A 23,544-nucleotide genomic window follows, 5' to 3' on the forward strand; every position below is an offset into this window, starting at 1 on the left:
AGAGTATGTCGTCGCCTTTCTTTTGAAAACCCTATCCAAACCGGATAGGGTTTTTTGTTTTATAGCCATTTTTTAAAGTATTATCAAAAAAAGATAAAATTTCATTTATGCTGTCTGGAGATATCGCTGATGAAACCGTTTCTTTAACTCCTTTTCTTTCATTAAAAAATCCAAGCATAAATTTTGAGTGAGATAGTAACTTCAATAAACTAATAATCTTTGGAGTATAAAATCAAATGAATTTTGACATTCTATAATAATTTATTTAAGAATGATATTTAAACTGTCTAAATAATAAAACGTAAACGCATTTTAAATGAAATTTCACAATCGTTTCAACGTACACGTTGATTTAATGGTGTGGTATTGTTTGGCTAGATATAAAAAAAAGGTGAAGATAGCAGTGGCTTATCATTTGACCAAATTAGAGAAGTCGAGACTTGATAAAACATCTTAAAACAGCATACTAAACAAAACGTTACAAAAAAAACGAGTTAAATAATGATTTGACTCGTTTTTTACTTTTGGAGTGTTTATATCGAGGATTTAAACTTATTTTTTACCTTTTAAGTATGATTAATAAATTAATGAAAATAAAAAAACTTCCGAGTCTGTGCGCAAAAATTGGAACGTAACAGACAGGGAAGTAAATGTTTATAAAAATAAAAGGATTCTTTTTATTAAATTTATATAATTAAAATTCGATATTACAAAATTGTTGCTCATTTAGAAAAGTATGATTTATCTATAACGAGTAGTATTATAAGTAATTAAGGATGTAAAAAAAGAGTTGCATAGATTTTATCTATTCTGTAAGAATTATTTATGATTCACAGCTGTATTTTTCTTTTTCATTAGTTAGTAATTTAGTAAAAAATAAAATTTTGAACTATGGATAATCAATCAAATGACATCAGCAAATGCCCATTTCACAATGGGAGCATGGACAAACAAGCTGCTTCAGGAACGAAAAATCGAGACTGGTGGCCAAAGCAGTTAAAAGTAAATATTCTGAGACAGAATTCGTTATTGTCAAATCCGTTAGATAAGGATTTTAATTATGCTGAAGCTTTTAAAAGTCTCGATATTGAGGCGGTGAAGAAAGATTTACATGCTCTTATGACTGATTCACAAGATTGGTGGCCTGCAGATTTTGGTCACTATGGCGGTCTTTTCATACGAATGGCGTGGCATAGTGCAGGTACTTATAGAGTACATGATGGACGAGGCGGAGCAGGAGCAGGACAGCAGAGATTTGCTCCTCTTAACAGCTGGCCTGATAATGTGAGCCTTGATAAGGCAAGAAGATTGCTTTGGCCAATAAAACAAAAATATGGACAAAAGATTTCATGGGCCGATTTGTTAATCCTAACTGGTAACGTTGCACTAGAATCAATGGGTTTTAAAACATTTGGTTTTGCAGGAGGACGTGCTGATGTTTGGGAAGCTGATGAATCTGTTTACTGGGGATCTGAAACTACATGGTTAGGCGGAGATGAGCGTTATAAAGATGGTTCTGAAGGCGTTCCAAAAGATCATGGAGTAGTTTCATCAGATGATAATGCAGATGGAGATATTCATAGTAGAAATCTTGAAAAACCTCTTGCAGCAGTGCAGATGGGACTTATATATGTAAATCCTGAGGGACCAGATGGAAATCCAGACCCTATTGCGGCTGCTAAAGACATCAGAGATACTTTTGGACGTATGGCAATGAATGATGAAGAAACAGTAGCGTTAATAGCTGGTGGACATACTTTTGGTAAAACTCACGGAGCTGCTTCATCAGATCATGTTGGGGCAGAGCCTGAAGCAGCTGGTTTAGAATTACAGGGATTAGGATGGAAAAATAGTTTTGGCTCAGGAAAAGGTAGTGATGCGATTACAAGTGGACTTGAAGTTATTTGGACAACAACACCAACACAATGGAGCAATAACTTTTTTGAAAATTTATTTGCTTATGAATGGGAACTTTCTAAAAGTCCTGCAGGTGCGCACCAATGGGTAGCAAAAAATGCTGAGGCAATTATTCCGGATGCATTTGATGCTAACAAAAAACACTTGCCAACAATGCTTACTACAGATTTATCATTAAGATTAGATCCTGCTTATGAAAAAATATCTCGTCGTTTTCTAGAAAATCCTGATGAGTTTGCTGATGCTTTTGCTCGAGCATGGTTTAAATTGACGCACCGTGATATGGGACCGCGTGCTTTATATCTAGGATCTGAAGTGCCATCAGAAGAACTTTTGTGGCAAGACCCTATTCCAGCGGTAAATCACACCCTAATAAACGATGAGGATATAGCACAGTTAAAAGAGAAAGTTTTAAACTCAGGATTAAGCATATCACAATTGGTTTCTACAGCTTGGGCTTCTGCCTCTACTTTTAGAGGTTCAGATAAGCGCGGAGGAGCAAATGGTGGACGTATAAGACTCGCACCACAGAAAGATTGGGAAGTAAACAATCCAACTGCTCTTAAAGTGGTTTTAGATAAATTAGAGGCTATTCAGAAAGATTTTAATGAAGCAAATGGCGACAAAAAAGTTTCACTGGCTGATTTAATAGTTCTTGCTGGTAGCGCAGCTGTCGAAAAAGCGGCTAAAGAAGCAGGAGCTTCAGCTAAGGTACCTTTCTCACCTGGACGTATGGATGCATCTGCAGAACAGACAGATGTTGAATCTTTTGGATATTTAGAGCCAAAAACAGATGGTTTTAGAAATTACAGAAAAACAAAATCTTCTGTTTTAACAGAAGAGCTTCTTATAGATAAGGCAAATCTTTTAACTCTTACCGCACCAGAATTAACAGTGCTTTTAGGTGGACTTCGTGTTTTAGATATTAATGCTGACGGAAGTAAAAATGGTGTATTTACCAATAGACCTGGTTATTTGACAAATGACTTTTTTGTGAATTTACTAGACATGAACACACAATGGCAATCTGTTTCAAATGATAAAGAACTTTATACAGGAAACGACAGAAGTTCAGGACAACCAAAATGGATAGGAACACGTGCCGATCTTGTTTTTGGTTCAAATTCAGAATTGAGAGCGATAGCAGAAGTTTACGCTGCAGCGGATGCTCATGAGAAATTTGTGAATGATTTTATTGCGGTATGGACTAAAGTAATGAATCTAGACAGATTTGACTTAAGAAAATAATGCTACTGAGAAGGATATTAAACTAAAAGACGCCCATTGTGGCGTCTTTTTTATTAACTTTTAAGAACGTGGTTTAGATAAATTTCTATCATACATTACAATAGTTCCTGCAACAGCCACATTTAAACTTTTTTCAGATTTAAATTTCACTAAATGATGGCATTTATCCATAACTTTTTTAGATAAACCATGATCTTCTGCGCCCAATATATAAACACAACGTCTAGGGTGTTCAAAAGTTTCTAAATCAGAGGCTTTTTCAGATAATTCAACCCCAACTAATCGGGCTCCTTTTGGTAAATTTTCAAAAAAAGCTTCAAAAGTATCATAGTGGAAGTAAGGAATTGCTTTTACAGCATCATGCGTATCACACGCCTGTTTAGCATATCGATTGCCTATAGTAAATATGAAAGTTGCGCCTAAGTTTTGAGCTGATCGCCACAAAACACCTAAGTTTTCGGGCGTTTTACCATTTTGTATTCCTATGCCGAAATATTCATTTATAAAGTTGTCATTCATATGGCAAAAATACAAAGTGTAAGTACATAAATCAATATTTTATTGAGATCAAAAGAATGTGTGGTCTGTAAAGATTGTTTCAAATCGCAAAATGAAACCTAAAAAGACGCATTATTATATTTAAATTTAAGGTAATAGTATATTTTTATAAGAGTAAAGAAATCGATTGTTGAAATCGTTCGGCAATATTTTACTCTACTGTTATTTTTATTGGAAATTATATGGAAGCAAACGAGCAAGAATTAATCGGACTAAACTTTAGTGAGGTGGCTGAGTCTAGAAAAGAATTCGGGACTAATCAGTATCATTATAAGAAAGAGAATAGAATTTTAGCTTTTTTTAAAAATGTTTTTGCAGAACCAATGATTCTGTTGCTGCTTGCCGCTTCCGGAATTTACTTTATTAATAGACAATATAGCGATGGATTTTTTCTTTTAGTTTCTATATTGTTGATTGCTGCAATTTCACTTTATCAGGAAAAAAGAAGCCAGAATGCTTTGGCAAAATTAAAAGAATTCATAGAACCTTTATGTACAGTTATTCGTGATGGAAAATACCAGAACATTAAAACGCAAGATATTGTTGTTGGAGATTTGGTAGTAATTGAAGAAGGCGCTTTGGTTCCGGCTGATGGAATAATTATACAATCCAATGATTTTTCAGTAAATGAAGCAATACTAACTGGCGAATCAATGGTTGTTTTTAAAGATAGTAATCAAGAAGATAATAAGGTTTTTTCTGGAACTATTACAGCCAGCGGATTAGCCATAGTTAAAGTAACTGAAATTGGAAATGACACAAGATTAGGCAAAATAGGAAGCAGTTTAGAATCTATAGATACAGAAAAAACACCATTAGAAATACAGATTGGGAATTTTGTAAAAAAAATGATTTTTACTGGTGCTTTCGTATTCATTTTAGTATGGGTTTTAAACTACTTGCGAGTGGGAAATGTGCTCCAAAGTCTTTTATTGGCACTAACACTTGCAATGAGTATTCTGCCAGAAGAAATTCCAGTTGCTTTTGCCACATTTATGGCGCTTGGAGCTCGCAGGCTTATGAAAATCGGGATTGTTGTAAAACAGATGAAAACAGTAGAAACATTAGGAAGCGCTACAGTAATCTGTACAGATAAAACAGGAACAATTACCCAAAACAAAATGGATTTGGCGGGACTTTATCTGCCATCTGGGATAGAGACTGGAATTAATACATTCAAAGATATAAAAGAAACAGAAGAACTTCTTACGACTGCTATGTGGGCAAGCGAGCCAATTCCTTTTGATCCTATGGAAATTGCGCTTCATGACACCTATAAAAAATTTGCAGAAACAGATATGACGGCTCATTTTAAAATGATTCACGAATATCCTTTATCGGGTAAACCTCCAATGATGACGCACGTATTTGAAGATTCTTCAGGAAATAGAATTATTGCGGCTAAAGGTGCGCCTGAAGCAATTTTAGAGGTTTGTGGTCTTTCTGAACAAGATAAACAGAAGATTATAACCGCGATGGATCAATTGACTGGTAAAGGCTACAGAGTACTTGGTGTGGGAGAGGGAAATTTGCAGGGAAATAATTATCCTGATGAACAACAGAAAATCTCATTTACTTTTAAAGGACTTGTTGCTTTTTATGATCCTCCAAAAGATAATATTGCAGAAGTGCTTCAGTCTTTTTATACAGCAGGAATTGCCGTTAAGATTATTACTGGAGACAATTTGAAAACGACTAATGCTATCGCGCAGCAAATTGGTTTTATTGGTTCTGAAAAAGCTATAACTGGAGATGAACTAATGAAATGGAGTGATCAAGAGTTGCAAAACAAAGTAATGGATATTAATATTTTCAGTCGGATGTTCCCAGATGCTAAATTGAGAATTGTAAATGCTCTTAAAGCTTGTGGGCAAATTGTTGCCATGACAGGAGATGGAGTTAATGATGGGCCTTCGCTAAAAGCTGCTCATATCGGAATCGCTATGGGGAAAAAAGGAACAGCAATAGCAAAAGATGCCGCATCGCTTATCCTTACGGAAGATGATCTTTCAAAAATGGTTGATGCTGTAGCAATGGGGAGAAAGATTTATACGAATCTAAAAAAAGCAGTTCGATACATCATATCTATTCATATTCCAATAATTCTCATTGTCTTTATTCCGCTTGCTTTAAGATGGATTTATCCTAATATATTCAGCCCGCTTCATGTTATTTTGCTTGAACTAATTATGGGGCCAACTTGCTCCATTATATTTGAAAATGAACCTGCCGAAGCAGATACAATGAAGAGAGGGCCAAGGCCGATGCGAACAGATTTTTTTAATTTTAAAGAATTGACGGCAAGTATTATTCAAGGGATTGTAATAACTTTAGGATTGTTGCTTTCTTACCAGTGGGCAATATACAATCAATGGAATGAAAACATTACGCGTAGTATGGTTTTTTTAACTTTAATTACTTCGAATATTGTCTTAACGCTGGTTAATAGATCATTTTATTATTCGTTATGGACAACATTCCAATACAAAAATATCCTTGTCTCTATAATAATAGGCATTACTATTTTTTTAACGATATTGTTATTTACTATTCCTTTTTTACGTTCTCTTTTTAATTTTGAACTTATTACACTTTCTCAAATGTTTTTTTGCATCGTGACAGGCTTAGTTTCAGTATTGTGGTTTGAAGTTGTGAAATATTTTAGGAGAAGATAAAAGACACATTTTTATAACAGACTCATTTTTTAATGTTTCGTAATTAATTTGCTTTGATCTCTAAACTCACTTGGTGTAAATCCCATTTTGCGTTTGAAAGTACGGTTAAAATTAGAAATGTTATTAAATCCGCTATCATAACATATCTCTTTAATAGACTGTTCAGATTCAAATAATAATCTTGCGGCAAGCCCCAATCTTAAATCCGTTACATAATCTGAAAAAGAACTATTAGTACATTTCTTAAAATAATGGCTAAATGCCGATTCTGACATATTAACTAGATCGGCAACTTCTTTTAGCTGAATTTTATTCTGAAGGTTGTCTTTAATAAAATCATTTACTTTTTCAATTTTATGGCTTTCAGAAAAACTATAATAATCTACATAAGAATGTGAGGAAAGGCTTTTTGTATTTTTTGCAATCGCTAAATCATGTAATATAGATAAGAAGTTAAGCAAAGAGTCAAAATCTTGTGAATCTGATAACTGCAGTATTTTAGGCTTAAGCGCTTCAATAGTTTCTTTAGAAAAAGCAATTCCTCTTTTAGATCTTTCTAATAACTCACGAATCGGAAGAGCTAATTTTCGATTTAAAGTCTTTTCCGAAAACAAATCTTCATGAAACTGTATCGTAACCACATGCGCCTCAGTGTTTTCTTTTATTCCTGTCCATAAATGAGGAGTGTTCGAACCTATAAGCGCCATATCGCAATCTGTATATTCTATGACAGAATCTCCAATAATTCTTTTTCCTGAAGAATTCAAAACCAAATTAAGTTCTATTTCAGGATGAAAATGCAGCGGAAAATCAAATTTGGCATTCTTATGATTTAATACTATAAAGAAGTCATCTTCTGAAATAGGTACTAATTCTCTTAGGATATTGCGTTTTTCGTTCATAATAGTATTATAATATTTCATTTGGAGAATAAGAAACTTGTTCAAAAATAAATAATATTTTTCTGTTATATGCTATTTTTAGTGTAAATAAAAATTATTTGTTCATATAAAGAACATGTTTGTTGTTAAAAGTATTATTTATTATTCATGAAAGTATTACTATTTGATGGTATTTACAAAATCGTTACGAAAACGAAGTAGTTAATTTGTCTCGAAACTATTAACTAATCTTTAACCAATCAAACAATGAAAAAAAAATGGACAAAAAGTATACTTTTTTGTATTCTGTTTGTTAGCGCATTTTCAGCTTACAGTCAGAATATAATTAAAGGTACAGTTGCAGACGAAACAGGTCTCACTATCCCCGGTGTAAATATCACTGTGGAAGGATCTTCTAAAACCGCCTCAACAGATTTCGATGGAAAATTTGAAATTAATGCTCCGGCAAATGCAGTTTTATCTTTTTCTTTTATGGGTTTCGATACTCAAAAAATTTCCGTTTCAGGAAAAAATACTTTGAATGTTGTTTTAAGAGCAACTTCGCAAAATCTTAAAGAAGTTGTCGTTATCGGATACGGCTCTGTTAAAAAAGCAGATCTTACCGGTTCTGTAAGTACAGTAAAAACGAAAACTTTAGAAGATATTCCATCAAATTCTGTAGAACAGGTACTGCAAGGTCGAGTTGCTGGGTTACAAGTAACAACTTCTCAAGATCCAGGATCGACTTCGACAGTAAGAATCAGAGGAGGAAGTTCACTTAGAGGTTCAAACGCTCCTTTAGTAGTATTAGACGGGTTTCCATTAGGAGATGCAGGCGATTTAAAACAAGTAAATGTTGCAGACATTGATAAAGTAGACGTATTAAAAGACGCTTCGGCTTCAGCAATCTACGGTTCTAGAGGGGCAAACGGAGTAATTATTATTACTACTAAATCGGCCAAGAAAGGAAAAACACAAATTTTAGTGCAGCAGCAATCTACATTTTCTGAATTTAATTCAGAGTTGAATTTGTGGCGCGATCCTGTTTTAATGGCGCAATTGAGTAATGAAGGAAGAATCAATGGCGGACAGCAACCTTTATATATCGGAGCAAAGAATTCTAATGGTGTTTATTATCCGTCTATTCAGGAATTGCAGTCAGGTTCATGGCCTTATTTCACAAAATGGGACGATGTAACTTTTAGAAACATGCCATTAGGAAATAACACTATCGTGAGCATTAATAGCGGAACAGACAAAACAAGTTTCAATCTAAGCGGAAATTATTACAGTGAGCAAGGTGTTTTTGTAAAAGACGGTTATAGCAAAGGCGGTTACAACCTTCGTATTAAACACGATGTTTTTGACAATTTTACAGTAAGATTTTCAAATATTGTAAGTAAAGGAAAAAGAGATTCAAATGGCGGTTTAGCTTATTGGAGAAATCCTATTTTCCCAGTTTACGACGAAAATGGAGAGTATTACATGATTGGTCAAAACGATTATACACATCCGGTGGCAATTACAAATCTTCGTCAGAACGAAACCAAAACTATAGATGTAATTACTTCTGCGGCTTTAGAATGGCAAATTATACCAGAATTGCGATTAACATCAAGATTGAATTATAAATATGGCTCGTCTGTAAATGATCAATATTTTCCAAGTAAATATACCGAAACTGGCGATTTTAACAACGGGGCTGGTTACATCAATAACTGGGAAGGTCAGAATTTTGTTTCAGAGACTTTTGCCAACTTCAATAAAACATTCAATAAACATGATTTTGGTATAACAGGCGGTTATACATATGAAAGTTATGTATCGAGAAGTTCAGGACTTGGTGCATTTGACTTTGTGAATGAAACTTTAGGAAATGAAAACATGGGAGCTGGAAATCCTGAGAGAAATACAGTTTCTAACGGAAAAATTGAAACCAAATTAGTTTCTGGAATTTTCAGAATGAATTACGCTTACGCAGATAAATACTTGATGACGCTTACAGGGCGTGCAGATGGTTCTTCAAAATTTGGTAAAAACAATCAATGGGCATTTTTCCCTTCAGGTGCATTAAGCTGGAAAGCACACAACGAAGAATTCATCAAAAAGTTAAATGTATTTGATGAGCTAAAATTCCGTGCGAGTTATGGTATTTCAGGAAATCAAGGAATCAATCCATATCAGACTTTAAGCCGTTATGGTGTGAGCCAATATTATGATAACGGAAGTTGGGTTTCTGCAATCGGGCCTGGATATGTTGTGGGCACAACAGGGCAAGACGGAATTGAAAAACTTTGGGGCGGAATTCCAAATCCAGATTTAAAATGGGAAACCACAGCGCAAAGCGATTTTGGGGTTGATATTTCGATCTTAAAAAGCCGATTAAATATCGTATTTGATTATTATAACAAGCGTACAAAAGATCTTTTGAGAGAAAGAATTTTAACGCCTTCGTCTGGATATGATAGAATTTGGGTAAACGATGGAGAATTGACCAATAAAGGTTATGAAATTACATTAGACGGCGAAATCTTCAAAAATAAAGATTGGCAAATTAATGCTTCTGTAGTGTATTCTAAAAATAAAAATCAAATCGTAAGTCTTGGATCTGTTGAGCAATCTGGATTAAATGTTGATCCGAATACAGGAATGCAATATGAATATTCAGGAAACAGTTTAGAGCAGTTTAGACAATTTCCTAATCTTTTGGCAATTGGTCAGCCAGTAAATGTTTTCTACGGATATAAAACAAACGGAATTGTTCAAACGCTTCAAGAAGGAATCAATGCAGGTTTAGACGGTCAATTGGCGCAGCCTGGAGAATTTAAATATGTAGATATAAATGGCGACGGAGTTGTAGATACAAAAGACCAGACAATTATTGGAAACCCAAATCCTGATTTTATGGCGAGTTTCAATATGACACTAAAATACAAACAGTTCGATTTTAGCTTCTTCTTAAATGGCGTTTTCGGTCAAGATGTCTTAGATACACAAGCATTCAATCAGCCAAGCAATACGCCATTACGTTGGACATTAGATAATCCGACAAATGATTATCCAAGTTTAAGAGACGGTAGAACAGTTAAATTTTCAGATTGGTGGGTAAAAGACGGCTCTTTTGTTAGAATTCAAAACATCACATTGGGCTATACTTTAAAACCAGTAAAAAGCGCATTTCAAAGTGTACGCTTGTATTTAAATGCAAACAATGTATACACCTTTACCAAATTTGATGGTTACGATCCAGAAGTTGGAACAGACGGAATTTACTGGGGAGGATATCCTAGATTGAGCAAATGGACATTTGGATTGGACTTAACTTTTTAAAAAACTACTATGAAAACAAGATATAAAATAGCAACAATGGCACTGTTGATGAGTGTGTTTGCTTGCGATTTGAATGAAGAGCCATACGGATTTTATTCAGAAGATAATTTCTATAAAAGTGCTTCTGATGCTGAGTCTGCTGTAGATTATGCCTATGATGCCCTTACATTTTTAGAATATTCTAGAGCTATATTTTATGTAGGCGATTTGCCAACAGAAGAATGTGGTCCAAAAGGAGATGAAACGGCAGATAATCAGAACTTAGATAAATGGCAGGTTGGAACTTTTAGCACCAACAGAATGCTTGGGAATTATTTTAAATATGCTTACATCGCTATTAATAGAACCAATGCAGTTATTAAAAATGTTCCAAACGGAAAATTTGAGCAAGATTTAAAAGATAAATTCTTAGGAGAAGCTTATTTCTTAAGAGCTTGGAATTATTTTAATCTGGTAAAGAATTTCGGAAAAGTGCCAATGCATACTTCGGTTGTAGAAACAGTAAGCCAGACTGCAGCACCAATGGCGAAAAACCTAGATGAAGTTTACGATTTTATAATTGCTGACGCCGAAAAAGCAATTGAACTTTTAAAAGTAAATCAAGCTTTAGGACGTGCAGATAAAGTGGCAGCACAAGTATTATTGGCAAAAGTGTATTTGTATATCGCTTCTTCAAAAGAACACAATGTGCCACAATATGCTGAGATGAACAAAGATGTAGCAACTATGTATCAATTGGCAGCAAAAAATGCAGGAGATGTTATTACAGGTCAAAGTGTTTATGGTTTTGAAAACAATCTTTTGAGTATTTATGATGTCGAAAAACCTTTAGGAAAAGAAAATATCTTTTTGCTTTCTATGGACAGAACAGGAGCAACAGAAGGAGATTATTCTAAAATTTCAAAATTGTTTATCCCGTATATCGATGGCGCTACAATTTATTTGAAAAATCCAGACAATACCTATACAAAATCGCATGATGGATGGAGTGTTTTTCAAACTTTAACGGGGTTCTTCAATAGTTTTGACAATTCAGATAAAAGAAAAACAGACTTATTTGTAACCACAACTTACGATGCTTCGGGAGTTGTTTCTGCACAGTATCCTGGAAAAATTGTATATCCGTTTACACGAAAATACATTGACCCAAACTTCATAGGAGACAAAACAAGCACCAAACCTTTTTTAATCCGCTTTAGCGAAGTAGCATTAACATATGCAGAAGCTGCAGGACCAACTACAGAATCTTACGCTTTAATCAATCAAATTAGAAACAGAGCAGGTTTAGGAAACTTAACACCTGGATTAAGCGTCGATAATTTCAGATTGGCAGTTTTAAACGAACGTTCTTTCGAATTGGCTTTTGAAGGAAATCGCCTTTACGATTTGCGCCGTTTCAATAAAGTATCTCAAGTTGTGCCAGAAGCTTCTGGAATAACGGCAGAACAAGCTGCATTCTATCCGATTCCGCAGACAGAAATTGATTTGAACACAGGATTATAATTTTAAAAATATACTATTATGAAAAGAATACTATACTTCTTGTGTGTTGTCACAGCGCTGGCGCAAACAAGCTGCCAGAACGATCCTTTGGAAGATATTGAAGAAGGAAAGTGGAATAATGAGCGCAATGTTTTGGATATAAAATTTGAAAACCAAGTAGGAAATGCTTCAATTGTACGAGTTGATGATTTGACTGGTACAATCAATTTAGCAATCAATGTTGATGCTGTTCCAGACTTAAGCCATATCGTGATCAAGGAAATGGTTTTGTCTTACGGTGCCAATTCATCTATTAAAGAAGGTGAAGCTTTAAATTTTGAAAACGCGCAAAAAAGTGCAGAATTAACAGTAACATCTCCAACAGGAAAATCTAGAAAATATACGGTTGTAGCAAGCTCTTTTAGAGAATCACTTATTGGGACTTATGATATTGATAATTTGATTGTTTACGGAGGTACAGGGCCAGAATATGGAGGAGGAGCTGTTATGGCAATGACAGATAAACCTTGGATTTGGTCGACAACCTTAGGTCCAGATAAAGAATTAGACAATCAGCTGATTTTTGAAATGACAGGAATTACAGAAGATGGAAATACTTACGGAACTGTAACCAATACAGCTGGAGCCGATGGTGCATATGCAGATTTTATTTATATCGGAGATCCTCAAACAGATGTAAAGAAATTCTACAGACAAATTCCAGAAGGAGAAGGAAAATGGCTGAGAAACTATGCTACAGGAACCATCACTTTCACTTTTGCTGACGGTACAACGAAAGTTGGAACATTTGAAAATGCAGGTACAGAAAACCTTGGAAATGGCAGTACTAAAACAATTGCACACAATGCTTTCGCCTTCAATTTAAATGGTACAGATGATTGGGATAAAATTTATTCTGATTATGACAAGTTCGTTAAAAAGCCAAGACGTTTTTGGATCGATGTAACCAAAAAAGAATAGGCAAAAAGATTGTAAATCACTTATATGAGACAAATAGTTTTAAAACTTACAGTATCATTTTGGTTAGTGACAGCAGTAATCAGTTGCTCGGCTTTGCCCGACGCAACTGTTGCTGTTGATAACAATACCATTATAAATGAAAATTACATTGGCAACGGAGTTCAGTGGGATCCGTACCAATTAGATTATGGAGAAAAACAACTAAGCATTTCTAAATCGGACTGGCAGAAATTGTATGATCGTCTAGATTTTATGAAACCCCAATTTATAAGAGTCATGATCAATACAACTTCGGTAATTGAAAATGGGACTTTAAACGAAACTAAAAATTACCAGAATATTGCCCCAATTCTTGAATATTGCCAGTCCAGAAATGTAAAAGTTGTTTTAGGCGACTGGGGAGATCGTATGGTCAATAGTAAAACCAATACGATTACTGAAGCCAATTTGAAATTAGCAGCAAAATATCTTGATTTTCTAGTAAATCAAAAAGGATTTTCGTGCATTCATTATTACAATATGATCAACGAACCTAACGGTTTTTGGTCTTCTACTGATGAAAATTATAAACTCTGGAAAAATGCGGCAAGTTATTTTTGGTTAGAATTAAAAGCTTTAAATCTAGATAAAAAAGTTTCTTTATTAGGTCCCGATATTGCCATTTGGAAGGCAGATAAAGTAGATTGGATTTCCAATTCAGTTAAAGATTTAGGTGACGCAATCGGCGTTTATGATATTCATACGTATCCTTCTAAAATTACAGTCAATTCAGGTGAATATACTTCAATTCTAAAGGCTTATAAAAATGAGGTTCCCGCAGGAAAACCAATTGTAATGGGCGAAATCGGGTTCAAATTTGTAGAAAAACAAGACGAAGCTTTAATGAATGAAAACATAGAAAGAGCCAAAGCTAAACCGTATGCATCAGTTGAAGATTCGCAGATGTTTGTTTACGATTATGTTTATGGTTCTGATATGGCCGATGCTTTGATTCAAACTATTAATGCTGGCTATTCTGGCTCTGTTGCTTGGATGTTAGACGATGCGATGCATGCAAAAGAGCAGAAAAATAAACTCAAAGTCTGGGGATTCTGGAATATTTTGGGAGAAGAATATTTTGGCAAAAGCGAAGAAGAGGTTCGTCCTTGGTTTTATGCTTGGTCTTTACTAACCAAATATATGCCTTCGGGAGCTAAAGTGCATCACGTTTCGGTTGAAGGAAATCCAAATTTGAAAGCAATTTCGGTTTCAAAAGACGGAAAAAATATGATTGCCATTGTCAATGTTTCTCATCAGGAAACCAAAGTTAAATTGACCTCTCAAAATATGCCTGTTTTAAATCAAGTCAAAAAGTTTGTTTATGCAAAAGGCCATTTAAAACTAGAAGGCGATCATAACATGCTTCCAAATCAGACCAATATCTCTTTAGATCTAAAAAAGAATAAAACAGAAACAATTCCATCTGAAGGACTTTTGGTATTAACCAATTTCGCTTATTAACCTTAAAAAGAAAATGATGAAATCATTATATACAATTCTGATTGCCATGAGTTTGTCATTCGTAGGATGTTCTTCGGATGATAAAAACGATTCAGGCGGAAACGAGCCCGAAGTTCCAACTTCGGTAGAATTAAAACTGAGTGACCCAAATGCAACTGCAGAAACCAAAGCGTTGTACTCTAATTTATGGAGAATTCAAGAAAAAGGAACAATGTTTGGGCATCATGATGATTTGCTTTATGGCAGAAATTGGATGACGGAACAAGGAAGATCAGACATTAAAGATGTCTGTGGAGATTATCCAGGAGTTTTCAGTGTCGATTTAGCCGAAATTATGGATGATAGAAGTGCAACTTCAACCTTAAACAATGACAGAATTCGAGTGATAAAAGAAGCTAGAGAAAGAGGCGAAGTAATTACAGCCTGCTGTCATTTAAACAATCCTTTGACAGGCGGAGATAGCTGGGACAATTCTAACAATACTGTTGCAAAAGAAATCTTGACAGACGGAAGCGCTACAAATGTAAAATTCAATTCTTGGTTAGATAAATTGGCAGATTTTGCCACTAATTTGAAAGACAAAAACGGAAAACTAATTCCAATTGTTTTTCGTCCTTTTCACGAGCATACGCAAGCTTGGTCTTGGTGGGGTTCGAGCGCGACTACACAAGTAGAATTCATTAGTTTATGGAAATATACGATTGATTATTTGAAAAATAAAAAAGGCGTTCACAGCTTTATTTATGCTATTTCACCTCAATTAGATTCACAAGGCACGGTTGATAATTTCCTTTTCAGATGGCCAGGCGATAATTACGTAGATTTTATTGGTTGGGATAGTTATCATGGAACCAATACTTCAGCCTTTAGCACCAATTTAAGAAACCTTGCAACACTTTCACAGCAAAAATTAAAACCTTGTGGAGTAACTGAAACAGGAGTTGAAGGAATTGTAAAAAATGGTGCTCCGTATGATACCTATTGGACAAACGAAATCAGTATTCCGCTAACAGGAAAAAAAGTAAGCATGGTAGTTATGTGGCGTAACAAGTACGATCCGTCTCATGAAGGAAACCATTTTTATGCTCCATTTGACGGACATAGTTCGGCAGCAAATTTTAAACTGCTATACGCAAGTCCAAATATGATCTTTAGTAAAAAACTGCCAGATATGTACACCTTAGCAGCAAACACAACAGTAAAATAAAAACCAAAATACAAATCTAAAAATGAAATTAATTAAGTGCACTCAAAATCCAGTTTTAAGCCCAAACCCTAATAATTACTGGGAAAATCTCGTTGTTTGTAATCCAGGAGTCTGGTACGAAAACGGAACATTTTATATGCTTTACAGGGCAGCAGGAGATGATGTGGATCATTATATCCGTGTGGGATTGGCAACAAGTACAGATGGAATCAATTTTAAAAGAGAATCTGATGAACCTGTTTTTGGACCAAGCAGTAACGGTCCAGATATGGGCGGAGTAGAAGATCCGAGAATCATTAAATTTGGAAACGAGTATTACGTTACTTATGCCTACAGACCTTATCCTCCGGGGCGTTATTGGACATTTCCTCATGATGTGATCAATCTTCCAGAAACAGGTCCAGATGCTCCAGCCGTTTACAAGCATAATATCGCAAATTCTGGTCTAGCGGTAACAACCGATTTTAAAACCTACAGAAGATTAGGAAGAATTACGACTTCTAATTTAGATGATCGTGACGTAATCTTGTTTCCAGAAAAAATCAACGGAAAATATGCTATGCTGCACCGTCCAAAACAATGGATTGGAGAAGAATATGGTTGCGATTATCCTTCAATCTGGCTTCGATATTCTGATGATTTAATGGTTTGGGAAGAAAAAAGCACCCTTCTTTTAAGTGGCAGAAACGGAACTTGGGAAGAAAAAATTGGCGGAAGCACACCACCTTTGCGTACAGATGATGGCTGGCTGCTTATTTATCATGGAGTTGAAAATGGTGGAAATGGTTATTACAGAGTAGGCGTTGCACTTTTAGATTTAGAAGATCCAACAAAAGTAACGGCAAGACTAGAAGATTGGATTATGGAACCCGAACATGATTATGAAATAGAAGGGTTCTATAAAGGCTGTGTTTTTCCTACAGGTAATATGATTGTCGATAATATTTTATATGTTTATTACGGCGCAGCTGATAAATACGTTGGTTTAGCAACTTGCGACATCAATGAATTGTTACAAACTTTAAAAGATTCTCAAAATGAAAATTCAAAATAGCTTTTTACTGTTTTGCGCTTTAGCCAGTTTTTCGGCTCAGAGCCAAAACAGCATTCCTGTCGTTTCTATTAATCCGAGCGAAATTATTTCGAATGAATTTATTGGAAATGGAATTGAATTTTCAGCCTATCCGCACGCTGATACTGAAAGCTCGGAATGGGGAAAATTGATGACTGACGAAAAATGGAAAATGGTTTTTGACCGAGTTTCATTCATTAAGCCTAAAATTGCTCGAGTAATGGATCAGGCAAATTGGCGCTATCTAAAAGGATTTGATGCTTCTGGAAATCCGATTGTTGATTTTGAAAGTGATCAAATGCAGGCTCTTTATAAATTGTTAGATTACTGTGAAAAAAACAAAATCACGGTAATTCTAGGAGAGTGGGGACAGCCGTACAAAGTGCACGATACACATTTAAATCTTCAAAACAGTTTTACTGGCGCAAACGATCAGAGATGGATTGATTTGATCATTAAAAATCTGAATCATTTACTAAATGTAAAGAAATATACTTGCATTAAATATTACAATCTGGTGAATGAACCAAATGGTGATTGGGCAACAACAGACGGCGATTTTGAACAATGGAAAGAAGGAATTACAATGCTTCATAAGTCTATTCAAAAGGCAGGTTTAGATAAAAAGATTTCGATTATTGGTCCAGATGCAACTTCGTTTAATAATCCGAGGTCAAAATATAAAGGTCTTGATTGGGTAAAACAAACCACACTTCAAATTCCGAATTTAATTTCTGCTTATGATGCGCACGATTATCCTTCTAAAGAAAGCATTCGTTCTGGAGAATTTCAGAAGACATTTGGAGACTTAGTCCGTTTTACCGATTCAGTTCATAAAAAGCCTTTTATTTTAGGCGAATTGGGTATAAAAGGAGATCCTTCTTCAAAAGAACATTTAGGAGATAAATTTACTAGTGTCGACAGTCAACTTTCGGTTTACGATTACGATTATGGAGTAGATATGGCAGATGCTTTAATTCAGGCAATGAATGCAGGATTTGATGCCGTAATTGCTTGGGATTTAGACGATGCAATGCATACAAAAGATGATAAAGGCGACAAATATCAGCTCAAGCGTTGGGGAATGTTTAATAGTTTAGGTAAAGAATTAACAGGCAAGAAAGAAGATGAAAATCTGCGTCCGTGGTTTTATACTTGGTCTATTATGACACGTTATTTTACCAGCGATATGAAAATTGTTAAACTAGATCATTTAAATATCGAAAAAGTACGCGCCACAGCAGGATTTACAGCTTCAGGAGAGGCAACAATTGCCATTGCAAACAACAGTGATAAGGAAGCTAATTTTACAATTGATGCTAAAAAACTAAAACTGAAATCGAAACTTAATAAATATTTATACACCGTAAGCAAACGCCCAGTTGACCAAAATGGTTTTCCTATTCCTTCTGAAAAAATGAGTTTGAAAGAAAACAGCATTAAAGTTTCTATTCCAGCCAAAAGCGTTATTCTTTATACCACATACCAGCAGTAATTATGATAAATTTAAATATAATTGACTTAGTTGTCTTGGTTTTATACATCATCTTTATTGTTTGGTGGGGATTAAAAAATAGTAAATCAAGCGATTCAGATGCTTACTTTTTGGCGGGGAGAGATTTAAAATGGCCAATGGTCGGATTATCACTTTTTGCGGCCAGTATTTCGAGCTCGACTCTAATGGGAAATTCTGGAGAAGGTTTTATCAATGGAATTGCAGTTTTCAATTACAATTGGATTTCGATTCTGGTAATGGTCTTTTTTGCCATCTTTTTTCTTCCATTTTATATTAAATCGGGAATCTTTACAATGCCAGAATTTTTGGAAAGAAGATTTGATGCGAGATCAAGAACTTATTTTTCGTTTATAACTATTATCGGAAACATTTTTCTTGATGCTTCAGCGACACTATATGCAGGAGCATTAATCATCAACATGATTTTTCCGGGAGCAGACATGATGCTTATTATTGTCGGAATGGCTGTTGTTGCTGGAAGTTACACTATTATTGGCGGACTTTCGTCTGTTATTAATACAGAAGTAATTCAAGCTTTTATTTTAATAATCGGATCGACTTTATTGGCTTTTTTCGCAATGGATAGCATTGGAGGTTGGGATGCATTTTATAAGCAATTTCACGACGGAATTTGGCTAAAATTGACAAGACCGATGGACGACCCAACTGTGCCTTGGTTAGGAATGTGGGTAGGAATTCCGATTCTGGGCTTTTATTTCTGGGGCAATAATCAGGTTATGGTACAACGAGTTTTGTCTGCAAAATCTATAGATCATGGAAGAAAAGGCGTTTTACTAGTGGGATTTTTATATTTATTTACACTTTTCATTTTTATTTTTCCTGGTGTCATTGCGAGAGGAATTAATCTTTTTGGTGTAGAGAATTTACCGCACGAAATTATTAGCGGAAGCGAATTAAAATCAAAATACGGAATCAATACGGATCAAGTTTATCCAAGATTAATCAATAAAGTGCTTCCGGTTGGTTTAATCGGAATTATTCTTTCAGCAATGATTTCGGCTTTAACATCAGCTTTGAGCGCAACTTTAAACTCTGTTTCTACTTTGTTTACAATGGATTTTTACAGCAAGTTTGATAAAAATGCGTCAAGCGAAAAAAAGGTAAGAGTTGGTAAAATAACTGCTGTTGTAACTTTGATAATCGCTATTTTATGGGCTCCTTACATTGGTAAATTTGACTCGCTTATTGCTTATTATCAAGAAATCTTATCTTATTTAGCACCGCCAGTTGTTGGCACTTTTTTTCTGGGATTGTTCTGGAAACGTTCTAATGCCGTTGGAGCTTTCAGTGGTTTAATGTCAGGATTGTTTATTGCAATCGTCATTATGTCTGCAAAATATATTTTTGGTATGCATTTAGGGCTTCACTTTTTATTATTGGCGCCAATTATTTTAGTTTTAAGTATTTTGGTAAATGTGACAGTGAGTTTAACAACAGCTCCTCCATCAGAAAAAAAGGTAAAAGAAAACACTTGGACAAAAGCAATTTGGAGAGAAGAAACGATCGCTTTACAGAATGTAGTTTGGTATAAAAACTTCCGTATACAAGCTCTTCTTCTTGTTTTAGCCTGTTTCGGAATGTACGCAGCGTTTTTCTAATGAAATAATTTACAAGATGAAAAAGCTACAATTTTTAGCGCTGTTTCTACTCTTATCAGGATTAGAAACAAGCGCTCAGGTTTTTGATGCCTCAATAGAAAAAAAGATTGATGTTCTGTTAAAGAAAATGACTTTAAAGGAAAAAATCGGTCAGATGAATCAATTGTCTGCAGATGATATGGAAACCAATTATAAAGTTATTCAACAAGGAATGGCAGGTTCGGTTTTGAGTATTACCAATCCCGAAATAGCCAACAAAGCACAAAAAAAAGCGATAGAACAAACTAGATTAGGAATTCCGCTAATTATTGGGCGCGACGTAATACACGGTTTCAAAACCATATTTCCAATTCCGCTAGGACAAGCAGCAAGTTTTAATCCAGATTTGGTAGAAAAAGCAGCTAGAATTGCTGCAATAGAAGCATCAGAAACTGGAATTCGTTGGACATTTGCTCCTATGATTGATATTGCGAGAGATCCTCGATGGGGAAGAATTGCAGAAAGCTGTGGAGAAGATCCTTATTTAACTTCGGTTATGGGAGTTGCTATGGTTAAAGGTTTTCAAGGAAAAAATTTGTCGGATCCAACTTCGATTGCAGCTTGTGCCAAACATTTTGCTGGATATGGAGCAGCAGAAGGAGGACGTGATTATAATACGACTAATATAACTGAAAGGCAATTTAGAAATACTTATTTAGTCCCGTTTGAAGAAGCCGTTAAAAAAGCCGACCTGGCTACAATTATGACCGCTTTTAATGCTAATGACGGAATTCCTTCTTCTGGAAATGAGTTTCTTTTAAAACAAATGCTCCGAAAAGAATGGAATTTTAAAGGGTTTGTAGTTTCTGACTGGGCATCGATTACAGAAATGGTCGATCATGGTTTTTGCACGGATAACAAAGAAGCGGCTCAAAAAGCCATAAATGCGGGAGTAGATATGGAAATGGTTAGCGGTACATATGTTGCTTTTGTTGAATCTCTTTTAAAGGAAAAGAAAATTAATATAGAAACTATAAATGATGCTGTTCGTAATATTTTAAGAATAAAATTTAAACTAGGACTTTTTGAAAATCCTTATGTAAAAGGAAATACTGAAGCTGTTTTTTATAAAAAAGAACATTTAGAAACGGCTCAAAAAACGGCAGAAGAATCGGTAGTTTTATTAAAGAATGAAGCACAAATTTTACCGCTTAAAAATCCTAAAACGATAGCTGTTTTTGGTTCGTTTGCAGATGCGCCTCACGATCAATTAGGAACTTGGGTTTTTGATGGAGATAAAAATCATAGCGTAACGCCTCTTCAAGCTTTAAAAGATCAATACGGAAAAAATGTAAAGATTCTGTATGAACCAATTTTAAAATATTCAAGAGACAAAGATTCTACTGAATTCGATAAAGCTAGAAAAATAGCAAAAGAAGCAGATGTTGTGTTACTGTTTGTAGGCGAAGAATCGATTCTATCGGGCGAAGCACATAGCCTTTCTAATCTGAATTTGCAAGGCGTGCAATCACAACTTTTAGTAACTTTAGCTAAAACAAAAACGCCAATAATTACTGTTGTTCTAGCGGGAAGACCTTTAACAATAGAAAAAGAAGTTAAAGAATCTAATGCTGTTTTATATGCGTGGCATCCAGGAACGATGGGCGGACCAGCACTTGTAAATTTATTATTTGGTAAAGCAAATCCTTCGGCAAAATTACCCATTACGTTTCCTAAAAATGTGGGACAGATTCCGATGTATTACAGTCATTTAAAAACAGGTCGTCCAGCAAACGGAAGTGAATTAAATGTAGAAAACATTCCTATTGAAGCTTCTCAAACATCTTTGGGAAATAAATCTTATTATTTAGATAGTGGGAACGAACCTTTATTTCCATTCGGATTCGGACTTTCTTATACCTCATTTGAATATGGAAAAGCAACACTTGCAAAATCAGTTTTGAAACAGGATGAGACAATTGAAATTTCCTTTTCATTAAAAAATACTGGTAATTATGATGGTGCTGAAGTTGTACAACTTTATGTGAGAGATATTGCAGGATCTATTGCATTGCCAGTTAAAGAATTAAAAGCTTTTAAAAGAGTTGAATTGAAAGCTGGCGAAAGCAAAAATGTAAAGTTTGATTTAAAAATTAGTGATTTAGCTTTTTATGGAATTGATATGAAAAAGAAAGTAGAAGCAGGAAAATTCGATTTGTGGGTAGGAAGCAGTAGCGTAACTGGAGAAAAAGTATCATTTGAAGTGCAATAAAAAGATGAAAAAAATACTATATCTATTGTTTTTGGCTTTATCACAGCTGAATTTACAAGCTCAGGATTTTGTCAAAGTGCAAAACGGAAAATTGGTTAAGGATGGAAAACCGTATCATTATCTAGGAACCAATTTTTGGTACGGAATGAATCTGGCTGTTTCAGATAAAGCAAGGTTGGTTCGCGAATTGGATCGTTTGAACAATTTGGGAGTTAAAAATCTTCGCGTTATTGCAGCTTCAGAAGGTAATCTTGAAACTCCGTGGACCGTTCAGCCAACAATGCAAAAAGAGCCTGGAAGTTATAATGAAGAACTTTGGGAAGGGCTTGATTTGCTACTAGCAGAAATGAAGAAAAGAAACATGACAGCAGTTGTTTGCCTGAATAATTTTTGGCCTTGGTCTGGCGGTTTTGCGCAATATGTTTCTTGGGCAAATCAAAATGAAGCAATTCCATATCCGCCACCAGCAGAAAATGGCGATTGGAGAAAATATCAGCACTATTCTGCTCGTTTTTATAGTGATAAAACGGCTCAAAAATGGTTTGAGAATCATATCCAGAAAGTAGTTACACGAGTAAATTCGGTTACTAAAATACCATACAAAAAAGACCCAACTATTATGGCTTGGCAATTGGCCAACGAACCAGAAGGAAGCAATAATATCGAGGCTTACAGAAAATGGATTGATGATACAGCAGGATTTATTAAGAAATTAGATCCTAAACATTTGGTTTCTATTGGTTCTGAGGGAAATACGCCCTCTCCTGAAAACGGAACCAATTTCGAAATTGATCATCAAAGCAAAAATATTGATTACTGTACATTTCATCTTTGGGTTCAGAATTGGGGTTGGTTTGATCCGCTTAAAGCGAAAGAAACGTATCCGATGGCATTAGAAAAAGCAGAAAAATATATCGATGAACATATAAAAACAGCTCAGAAATTAAATAAACCTCTTGTCTTAGAAGAATTTGGAATTTCAAGAGATGAAAATAGCTATGATGCCAACTCATCAGTTGAATTAAGAGATCAATATTATACTTTTATTTTCGAAAAGATTTATGCTTTAAGTCAAACTATACCACAAGTTTCGGGAGTAAATTTTTGGGCTTGGGGAGGCGAGGGAAGACCTAAATCTAATAGAAGCATTTGGAAACTGGGAGATGATTTAGTGGGAGATCCTCCTCATGAATATCAAGGTTGGTATTCTGTTTATGATCGAGATTTAAGTACACAAAAGATAATTAACGAATATGCATTAAAACTAAATAACGAATGATTAGAAGAAAGAGTTAGCAATGCATTAG

General features: G+C 34.9%; 14 protein-coding genes. 12 read left to right on the forward strand and 2 right to left on the reverse strand.

Annotated elements, in window-relative coordinates; translation table 11 throughout:
* Positions 1-891 precede the first annotated feature (891 nt).
* Positions 892-3,165: a catalase/peroxidase HPI gene (gene katG / locus AC1Q5Z_RS22360; RefSeq protein WP_343586645.1), complete on the forward strand. Its 2,274-nt coding sequence runs from the start codon at positions 892-894 to the stop codon at positions 3,163-3,165.
* 60 nt (positions 3,166-3,225) lie between these two features.
* On the opposite strand, the gene AC1Q5Z_RS22365 is transcribed toward katG, so the two are convergent.
* A complete protein-coding gene (locus AC1Q5Z_RS22365; protein ID WP_198858494.1) occupies positions 3,226-3,684 on the reverse strand; it encodes an RNA methyltransferase in 459 nt (152 codons plus the stop codon).
* 221 nt (positions 3,685-3,905) lie between these two features.
* Here AC1Q5Z_RS22365 and AC1Q5Z_RS22370 point away from each other — a divergent pair, with 221 nt between their 5' ends.
* Positions 3,906-6,398, forward strand: a complete 2,493-nt coding sequence (locus tag AC1Q5Z_RS22370; protein ID WP_492446894.1) for a cation-translocating P-type ATPase — start codon at positions 3,906-3,908, stop codon at positions 6,396-6,398.
* Positions 6,399-6,427: 29 nt separating this feature from the next.
* Here AC1Q5Z_RS22370 and AC1Q5Z_RS22375 read toward each other — a convergent pair whose 3' ends face one another.
* Positions 6,428-7,300 (reverse strand): AraC family transcriptional regulator, encoded by an 873-nt coding sequence (locus tag AC1Q5Z_RS22375; RefSeq protein WP_198858496.1) that lies wholly within the window; start codon positions 7,298-7,300, stop codon positions 6,428-6,430.
* A 246-nt stretch (positions 7,301-7,546) separates the two neighbouring features.
* Between AC1Q5Z_RS22375 and AC1Q5Z_RS22380 the strand changes: the two genes are divergently transcribed.
* From AC1Q5Z_RS22380 to AC1Q5Z_RS22425, 10 genes are read left to right on the forward strand one after another with little or no spacing between them, the layout of a single operon-like run.
* Entirely contained in the window at positions 7,547-10,609 is a 3,063-nt protein-coding gene (locus AC1Q5Z_RS22380) for a SusC/RagA family TonB-linked outer membrane protein (RefSeq protein WP_198858497.1), read from the forward strand.
* A gap of 9 nt (positions 10,610-10,618) precedes the next feature.
* The gene (locus tag AC1Q5Z_RS22385) at positions 10,619-12,112 is read left to right on the forward strand and encodes a RagB/SusD family nutrient uptake outer membrane protein (protein WP_492446896.1); all 1,494 of its coding nucleotides are present in this window, start codon (positions 10,619-10,621) and stop codon (positions 12,110-12,112) included.
* A gap of 18 nt (positions 12,113-12,130) precedes the next feature.
* Entirely contained in the window at positions 12,131-13,072 is a 942-nt protein-coding gene (locus AC1Q5Z_RS22390; protein WP_343586638.1) for a hypothetical protein, read from the forward strand.
* Between the two features lie 24 nt (positions 13,073-13,096).
* Positions 13,097-14,572, forward strand: a complete 1,476-nt coding sequence (locus AC1Q5Z_RS22395; protein WP_343586636.1) for a hypothetical protein — start codon at positions 13,097-13,099, stop codon at positions 14,570-14,572.
* A gap of 13 nt (positions 14,573-14,585) precedes the next feature.
* A complete protein-coding gene (locus AC1Q5Z_RS22400) occupies positions 14,586-15,779 on the forward strand; it encodes a glycoside hydrolase family 26 protein (RefSeq protein ID WP_343586634.1) in 1,194 nt (397 codons plus the stop codon).
* A gap of 22 nt (positions 15,780-15,801) precedes the next feature.
* The gene (locus AC1Q5Z_RS22405; RefSeq protein WP_343586631.1) at positions 15,802-16,833 is read left to right on the forward strand and encodes a glycoside hydrolase family 130 protein; all 1,032 of its coding nucleotides are present in this window, start codon (positions 15,802-15,804) and stop codon (positions 16,831-16,833) included.
* Complete coding sequence (locus AC1Q5Z_RS22410) at positions 16,817-18,346, forward strand: hypothetical protein (RefSeq protein WP_492446898.1); 1,530 nt, start codon at positions 16,817-16,819, stop codon at positions 18,344-18,346. The genes AC1Q5Z_RS22405 and AC1Q5Z_RS22410 overlap by 17 nt, the downstream gene beginning before the upstream one ends.
* Before the next feature lie 2 nt (positions 18,347-18,348).
* Entirely contained in the window at positions 18,349-19,986 is a 1,638-nt protein-coding gene (locus AC1Q5Z_RS22415; protein WP_492446900.1) for a sodium:solute symporter, read from the forward strand.
* A gap of 16 nt (positions 19,987-20,002) precedes the next feature.
* Positions 20,003-22,237, forward strand: a complete 2,235-nt coding sequence (gene bglX, locus AC1Q5Z_RS22420) for a beta-glucosidase BglX (protein WP_492446902.1) — start codon at positions 20,003-20,005, stop codon at positions 22,235-22,237.
* Between the two features lie 4 nt (positions 22,238-22,241).
* On the forward strand, positions 22,242-23,516 hold the full coding sequence (locus AC1Q5Z_RS22425; RefSeq protein ID WP_492446903.1) for a glycoside hydrolase 5 family protein: 1,275 nt from the start codon (positions 22,242-22,244) through the stop codon (positions 23,514-23,516).
* The last annotated feature ends 28 nt before the right edge of the window (positions 23,517-23,544 follow it).

It is taken from the genome of Flavobacterium sp. GW823-FHT06G12 (assembly GCF_058794775.1).

Excerpts from the sequence above, each read along its gene's own strand:
- katG (WP_343586645.1), top strand. The coding sequence starts at position 892 with ATGGATAATCAATCAAATGACATCAGCAAATGCCCATTTCACAATGGG.
- AC1Q5Z_RS22365 (WP_198858494.1), bottom strand. The coding sequence starts at position 3,684 with ATGAATGACAACTTTATAAATGAATATTTCGGCATAGGAATACAAAAT.
- AC1Q5Z_RS22370 (WP_492446894.1), top strand. The coding sequence starts at position 3,906 with ATGGAAGCAAACGAGCAAGAATTAATCGGACTAAACTTTAGTGAGGTG.
- AC1Q5Z_RS22375 (WP_198858496.1), bottom strand. The coding sequence starts at position 7,300 with ATGAACGAAAAACGCAATATCCTAAGAGAATTAGTACCTATTTCAGAA.
- AC1Q5Z_RS22380 (WP_198858497.1), top strand. The coding sequence starts at position 7,547 with ATGAAAAAAAAATGGACAAAAAGTATACTTTTTTGTATTCTGTTTGTT.
- AC1Q5Z_RS22385 (WP_492446896.1), top strand. The coding sequence starts at position 10,619 with ATGAAAACAAGATATAAAATAGCAACAATGGCACTGTTGATGAGTGTG.
- AC1Q5Z_RS22390 (WP_343586638.1), top strand. The coding sequence starts at position 12,131 with ATGAAAAGAATACTATACTTCTTGTGTGTTGTCACAGCGCTGGCGCAA.
- AC1Q5Z_RS22395 (WP_343586636.1), top strand. The coding sequence starts at position 13,097 with ATGAGACAAATAGTTTTAAAACTTACAGTATCATTTTGGTTAGTGACA.
- AC1Q5Z_RS22400 (WP_343586634.1), top strand. The coding sequence starts at position 14,586 with ATGATGAAATCATTATATACAATTCTGATTGCCATGAGTTTGTCATTC.
- AC1Q5Z_RS22405 (WP_343586631.1), top strand. The coding sequence starts at position 15,802 with ATGAAATTAATTAAGTGCACTCAAAATCCAGTTTTAAGCCCAAACCCT.
- AC1Q5Z_RS22410 (WP_492446898.1), top strand. The coding sequence starts at position 16,817 with ATGAAAATTCAAAATAGCTTTTTACTGTTTTGCGCTTTAGCCAGTTTT.
- AC1Q5Z_RS22415 (WP_492446900.1), top strand. The coding sequence starts at position 18,349 with ATGATAAATTTAAATATAATTGACTTAGTTGTCTTGGTTTTATACATC.
- bglX (WP_492446902.1), top strand. The coding sequence starts at position 20,003 with ATGAAAAAGCTACAATTTTTAGCGCTGTTTCTACTCTTATCAGGATTA.
- AC1Q5Z_RS22425 (WP_492446903.1), top strand. The coding sequence starts at position 22,242 with ATGAAAAAAATACTATATCTATTGTTTTTGGCTTTATCACAGCTGAAT.